Annotated in this window: 5 protein-coding genes; 4 read left to right on the top strand and 1 reads right to left on the bottom strand. The window is 41.4% G+C overall.

The window, feature by feature from the left end:
* The 4 genes from ACRC32_RS13985 to ACRC32_RS13970 form a co-directional block, all read left to right on the top strand.
* Nucleotides 1-165, top strand: a 165-nt coding sequence (locus ACRC32_RS13985) for a GTP-binding protein (RefSeq protein WP_438554546.1), incomplete at its 5' end; no start/stop codon positions are given.
* Nucleotides 166-402: 237 nt separating this feature from the next.
* Complete coding sequence (locus ACRC32_RS13980) at nucleotides 403-2,718, top strand: ATP-binding protein (RefSeq protein ID WP_438554543.1); 2,316 nt, start codon at nucleotides 403-405, stop codon at nucleotides 2,716-2,718.
* A 157-nt stretch (nucleotides 2,719-2,875) separates the two neighbouring features.
* Nucleotides 2,876-3,331 carry a response regulator gene (locus ACRC32_RS13975; protein WP_438554542.1) on the top strand — a complete coding sequence of 152 codons (456 nt, stop codon included), beginning with the start codon at nucleotides 2,876-2,878 and terminating at the stop codon, nucleotides 3,329-3,331.
* Complete coding sequence (locus ACRC32_RS13970) at nucleotides 3,331-5,352, top strand: PAS domain S-box protein (RefSeq protein WP_438554541.1); 2,022 nt, start codon at nucleotides 3,331-3,333, stop codon at nucleotides 5,350-5,352. The genes ACRC32_RS13975 and ACRC32_RS13970 overlap by 1 nt, the downstream gene beginning before the upstream one ends.
* On the opposite strand, the gene ACRC32_RS13965 is transcribed toward ACRC32_RS13970, so the two are convergent.
* A complete protein-coding gene (locus tag ACRC32_RS13965) occupies nucleotides 5,318-6,298 on the bottom strand; it encodes a ribokinase (RefSeq protein ID WP_438554540.1) in 981 nt (326 codons plus the stop codon). The two genes, ACRC32_RS13970 and ACRC32_RS13965, sit on opposite strands and share 35 nt — an antisense overlap.
* Between the last annotated feature and the right edge of the window lie 121 nt (nucleotides 6,299-6,419).

Below are 6,419 nucleotides of genomic sequence, written 5' to 3'. Positions count from 1 at the left end.
AATAAACCAATGCGTCTAGTTTTACAAGGCGTGGGGACGCGATTTGACCAATTTTACGATCGCCTTTGGCAACCTGAAGAAATGCCGCAAACTCGATTGGTTTTTATCGGTCGCAGTCTCAATCCTACTACAATTGAATCTCAATTAGTAGCTTTGCCGAACTAAAATTGCATTCTTGTTAGGGTGTATCGATCGCACACCCTCACAGACTATGTATTTCTTCTAATTTTTAGAAACAATAATGATTTATCTATGGTTAGTAAAATCAAGACTATCTTAATTTTGTATCGTAAATAACCATTGTCTAGAAGATGATACAATAAGCTGAGCTATTACTTCTATACCTATAGAAATAATCCTATAGCATAGGGTTGTAGCAGCCTAACTATCAGGTTTAATTGTATGGACTGGTCATTACAATCGCTAGATCGAGACAACGCCAGTGCTTCACAATCGGACGAGTTGACGATCGCCGAAACGGTTGATTTGACGAATTGCGATCGCGAACCAATTCATATTCCTGGGTCTATCCAACCTCACGGTATACTTTTTGTCCTACAAGAACCTGACTTAATCGTTGTACAAGTTAGCAAGAATGTTTCCGATATTATTAAAATTTCAGCTCAAGAATTACTAGATAAACCATTAAGTTATTTACTTAATTTGAAGCACATTAATTCAATAAAACAATGTTTATCGCAGGAATTTGATAGTGTAAACCCCTTAAAAGTAGCCATAAAAACTCAAGACAAAACTCTAGTTTTTGATGGAATTATTCATCGCAATATAGATAATTTACTTATTCTAGAGCTAGAGCCAAGAAGAACGAATAAAAGTAGAGACTTTTTTGATTTTTATCATTTAGTCAAAAACCCGATCGATCGGACGCAAAAGGTACATACTTTAGCAGAAATGTGCCAAATTGTTGTGAAAGAAGTTAGAAAACTGACTAACTTCGATCGCGTCATGGTTTATCGTTTTAATTCTGAAGGTGCTGGCACGGTTATAGCGGAAGATAAACGCGAAGATTTGAATTCTTATCTTGGCTTGCACTATCCTGCTTCCGATATTCCTAAGCAAGCCAAGCATCTTTATACCCTAAATCTCCTCCGACTCGTTCCCGATATCAATTACCAACCTGTAGAAATTATTTCTACTGATTCAGATAACAATAAGACTTTGGATTTGAGTCTTAGTATTTTACGTAGCGTTTCTCCGATCCATATTGAGTATTTAAAAAATATGGGAGTCGGCGCTTCTATGTCCATTTCTTTGATTAAAAATAAAAAATTATGGGGATTGATTGCCTGCCATCATTCCTCAGCTAATTATCTCAGTTGTGAAGTCCGTACGGCTTGCGAGTTTTTGGGTCAAGTCATGTCCCTGGAACTGGCTGCCAAAGAAGATAATGAAGGCATGGACTACAAGATTAAACTCAATTCAATTTTATCAAAATTTGTTGAAATTATTCCTCAAGACGAAAATTTTGTTGAGAGTTTACTCCAAGATCGAATCAATTTATTAGAGTTGACTGCTAGCGAGGGAGTTGCTATTTGTACAGACAGTAAGGTATGGCTAGTTGGTAAAACGCCCCGTGAAACAGAAATTCAAGAATTAATTCAATGGCTCGAAACTCAAATTAATAATGACGTATACTGCACGGACTCGCTGCCAAAAGTTTATCAACCTGCGACAAAATTTAAAGATAGTGCAAGTGGTTTGTTAGCAACGGCTATCTCCAAAAGTCAAAATGACTACATTCTTTGGTTTCGTCCTGAAGTCATTCAAACTGTTAATTGGGGTGGTAATCCTTATAAACCAGTTGAGATACAACAAGATGGAAGTTTGCGCCTATCCCCGCGTAAATCTTTTGAATTGTGGCAAGAAACAGTAAAATTAAAATCTCTACCTTGGCAACAATGCGAAATTGATGTAGCAGTAGAACTGAGAAGTGCAATTGTAGGTATTGTGCTGCGTAAAGCAGCGGAATTAGCACGAATTAATAGTGAGTTAGAACGGAGTAATAGCGAACTCGATGCCTTTGCATATATTGCTTCCCACGATTTAAAAGAGCCATTACGAGGGATTCATAACTACTCCAGCTTTCTGCTTGAAGATTATGCAGATATTCTGAATGAAGACGGCGCATTTAAACTGCAAACTTTGGTACGTTTGACGCAGCGAATGGAGGATTTGATTGAATCTCTACTTCACTTCTCGCGGTTAGGAAGGATAGAACTTTCGTTCCAAAAAACGAATTTGAATGAATTGGTTAGTAACGTCATTGATGTACTAAATATTAGTTTGAAAGAAGAGAGAACTAATATTCGCATTTCTCGGAATTTACCAACTGTTGAATGCGATCGCGTCCAAGTTAGTGAAGTTTTTAGTAATCTAATTAGCAATGCAATTAAATATAATAACAAAGAAGATAAATCTGTAGAAATCGGCTATTTAGAATCTGAAAGTAACTCTGATGATAGCCAAAGTAATTCTTTTGTCTTCTATGTTAGAGATAACGGTATTGGAATTAGAGAAAAACATCTGGAGACCATTTTCCGCATATTTAAGCGATTACATGCACCGAATCGATATGGAGGTGGGACTGGCGCTGGTTTAACCATTGCCAAGAAAATTGTAGAACGTCATGGTGGGAAAATTTGGGTGGAATCAACTTATGGAGAAGGTAGTACGTTTTATTTTACATTGCACGGTTAATACTCTTTTAGTAGGGTGCGTTAGCGTAGCGTAACGCACCCTACCCGATCTACGTATTTCAGTTATCAGTTATCAGTTATCAGTGACAAATGACAAATGACAAAAATGGTACGAAATAATGGTCACTTCTTTCAAATTAGCAACTCAAGTTGAGCGTATGGCTAATAGATCGACCCAACCATTGCTGTTAATTGAAGATAGCGATGAAGATTTTGAAGCTTTCGGGCGGATAATGCGGCAGTTATCCGTTACCAATCCTATTCATCGCTGTATTGATGGTGACGATGCATTAGACTATTTATATAATGATGGCGAGTACGCCGATCTAGAGCGAGTACTTCGTCCAGCAATTATTGTTCTTGATTTAAATTTACCAGGTACAGATGGACGGGAAGTACTGGAACAGATCAAGCAAGACGAGGAGTTAAAAATAATTCCTATTGTAGTATTTACAACATCTTCCAATCCAAAAGACGTGGAGGTTTGTTATCGCTATGGCGTGAATGGCTACATTATTAAACCAATGGATGTGAAAAAATTAATGCATACGATTCAAATTCTCATTCAATATTGGTTTGAATTCGTGATTCTACCTCATAGTAGGAGGTATTGATGAGTTTTGAGAGAACAGTTCTCATCGTTGATGATTCTCCTGAAGATCGAGAAACATACCGTCGCTTCTTACTTGCTGACGATCGCTACCATTACATATTTTTAGAAGCAGATTATGGTGAGAATGGACTAGAAGTATGCAAACTAGTACAGCCAGATGCTATTTTGTTAGACTTTCACCTCCCCGATATTGACGGTATTGAGTTTTTATGCGAGTTAAAAACTCAATTCGGTAAAATTCAATTACCAGTCATTATGTTGACGGGACGAGGAAATGAAGATGTTGCCGTGCAAGCAATGAAAAGCGGTGCGGCTGACTATTTGGTAAAAGGAAAAACTACGTCAGAAAATCTTCGTTTAGCAATTCATAATATTTTAGAACGCGATCGCCTACAACAGCAATTAGAACAAAGCGAAGACAGATTTCGCACTTCAATTGAAAATATGCTCGATTGCTTTGGTATCTACAAAAGCCGGCGCAACGAGTCAGGTAAAATTATAGATTTTATTGTCGAGTATGTAAATGCGGCAGCTTGTACTAATAACCGCATGACAGCAGCAGAACAAATTGGGAAGAACCTCTGTGAAATTTTGCCTTCCCATCGACAAACTGGATTATTTGAAGAATACTGCCAAGTTGTAGAAACAGGCAAACCTTTAATCAAAGAAGCGTTAATTTATTCAGATAGATTTAACCAAGAATATTTAACCAGAGCTTTTGATATCCACGCAACAAAATTAGATGACGGTTTTGTGGCTGCTTGGCGAGATATTACCTCACGAAAACAAGCAGAAGAACGGCTAAGGTTGTTAGAATCAGTCGTTGTCAATGCTAACGATGCCGTCATAATAACCGCGATCGCCCCTATAGAGGAGCCAGGACCGCGAATCGTATATGTCAATCAAGCATTCACTAACTTATCTGGCTATACCTGTGAAGAAGTTGTAGGCAGATCGCCGCGTTTTCTCCAAGGTGCTAAAACCGATAAAGCAGCGCTCAAACGTATTCGGGATGCCTTAGAAGCCAGACAAGCAGTACAAGAAGAACTGATTAATTACCGTAAGGATGGCTCGGAGTTTTGGGTAGACATTAGCATTACACCTATCGCTGATGCAGCAGGACAGTATACTCATTTTGTTGCCATTCAACGCGATATCAGCGATCGCAAACAGAGCGAAGTCGAAAACGCCCGTATGCTGGAACTAGCCCAGCAAGCACAGATAGAAGCTGAAGCCGCTAACCGTGCCAAAGATGAGTTTGTGGCAATGGTGTCTCACGATTTACGCTCCCCCTTGAATGCGATTCTGGGTTGGGCAAAACTGCTCAAGACTCGTCGAGTAAATGCTGAAACTGCTGCTCGTGCCTTAGACGCGATCGAGCGTAACGCCCAATCTCAAGCAAAATTGCTCGAAGATCTGTTAGACGTGTCGCGCATGATTCGCGGCAAACTAGAACTAAAAGAGAGTCAGTTCGATTTAGTTTCCCTGGTAGAAGAGTCGGTTGAAACTACTTTTCTTGCTGCTAGCGCCAAGCAGATTCATTTAGAATTCGGAATTCAAAATTCAGCAGTCGGAATTATTGTTTCTGGCGATCGCGATCGCTTACAACAAGTCTTGGGTAACTTACTCTCGAACGCCATTAAATTTACTCCCGAAGGTGGCAAAATTAAAGTCCAGTTGTCATTAGCAGGGAGCAGGGAGCAGGGAAGCGGGCAGAGGGCGAGGTTTCCTCGCCATCGGAGCCGCGTAGCAGGGAGCAGAGGAGAATTCACCACTCACCACTCCTATGCTCAAATTCAAGTTATCGACACGGGTAATGGTATTAGTCCTGAGTTTTTACCGCACGTCTTCGATCGCTTTCGTCAAGCTCAGAGTCCTAATAAACAAGGAGGATTGGGGCTGGGATTGGCGATCGCCCGTCACATCGTAGAATTGCATGGTGGTACAATTCACGCTGCAAGTCTTGGTGTAGGACACGGGGCAACATTTACGATCCAGTTGCCATTAATGCCTCCAAAGTAGGGCGATCGCACATTGCAGACTGCGCCCCTGGCTTGGTTGCAGCTAAAGCGCCCGCCGCTGCACCCCATACTACTGCTTGTCTCAAGGGTAGTCCTTCTACTAGTGCCGCAGCTAAACCACCATTGAAGGCATCTCCTGCGGCTACCGTATCTACAGCCGTGACGGAGAAGGCGGGAGTAAAAAATGTTTCTGCTTGAGTAGCACAGACGACACCCTTAGCACCAAGTTTGACGATCGCGTTACCCACACCTTTTTGTAACAAAGCCCGCGCTGCTTCGGTTGCAGCTTCTCGTCCATCTACAATAAAGCCAACTAATCGCCCCGCTTCAGTTTCGTTTGGGGTGATGATATCGACCAAGGGATAAAGTTCGTCTGGTAAGTTTTGGGCTGGTGCAGGATCGAGAATGACTTGAATTCCTGCTGCTTTTGCAACTTGGGCGGCTGCAATAACGACGCTGAGGGGAATTTCTAGTTGGAGGAGTAGTATCGATCCTCCCAACCCCCCTTGGGAAGGGGGGCTATTTGTTCCCCCCTTTTGGAAAGGGGAGCTAGAGAGGATTTTTAATACACTCTGGAGACGTTCTACATCTGTCTCATCGACTCGTCCATTTGCCCCAGGAGTTATGATAATTTGGTTTTCACCATTGTCATCAACTGCAATCGCAGCTACCCCAGAACTGATACTTTCATCGACTAATACATTTTCAGTTCGTACTCCCGCCGCTTGCAGACTGGCTAATAATTCCCGACCGAAATTATCTGCGCCAACGCGCCCTACCATGTAAGAGGGAACGCCCAATTTAGCGATCGCAACTGCCTGATTTGCGCCTTTTCCCCCGGGTGCGGTAGCAAAACTATGTCCCGTTAATGTTTCCCCAGGTAAAGGTAATCTGGGTGTTTTGCTAACTAGATCGATGTTGATACTACCGAATACGATTGCAACCATGAGCGGAAAGTCAAAAGTCAAACATCAAAGGTCAAAATCTACCTTTCATCTCTTACCCTACTCCTGTACGGGCGGGTTTAACTGCCGAACTATTTGTTCTGGTACAAGTATCGTCAAAAAA

Source organism: Chroococcidiopsis sp., assembly GCF_051657925.1.
GTDB lineage: Bacteria > Cyanobacteriota > Cyanobacteriia > Cyanobacteriales > Chroococcidiopsidaceae > Chroococcidiopsis.
Note: the sequence above shows the minus strand (reverse complement) of the source record. Positions and strands in the feature narration are given on the sequence as shown.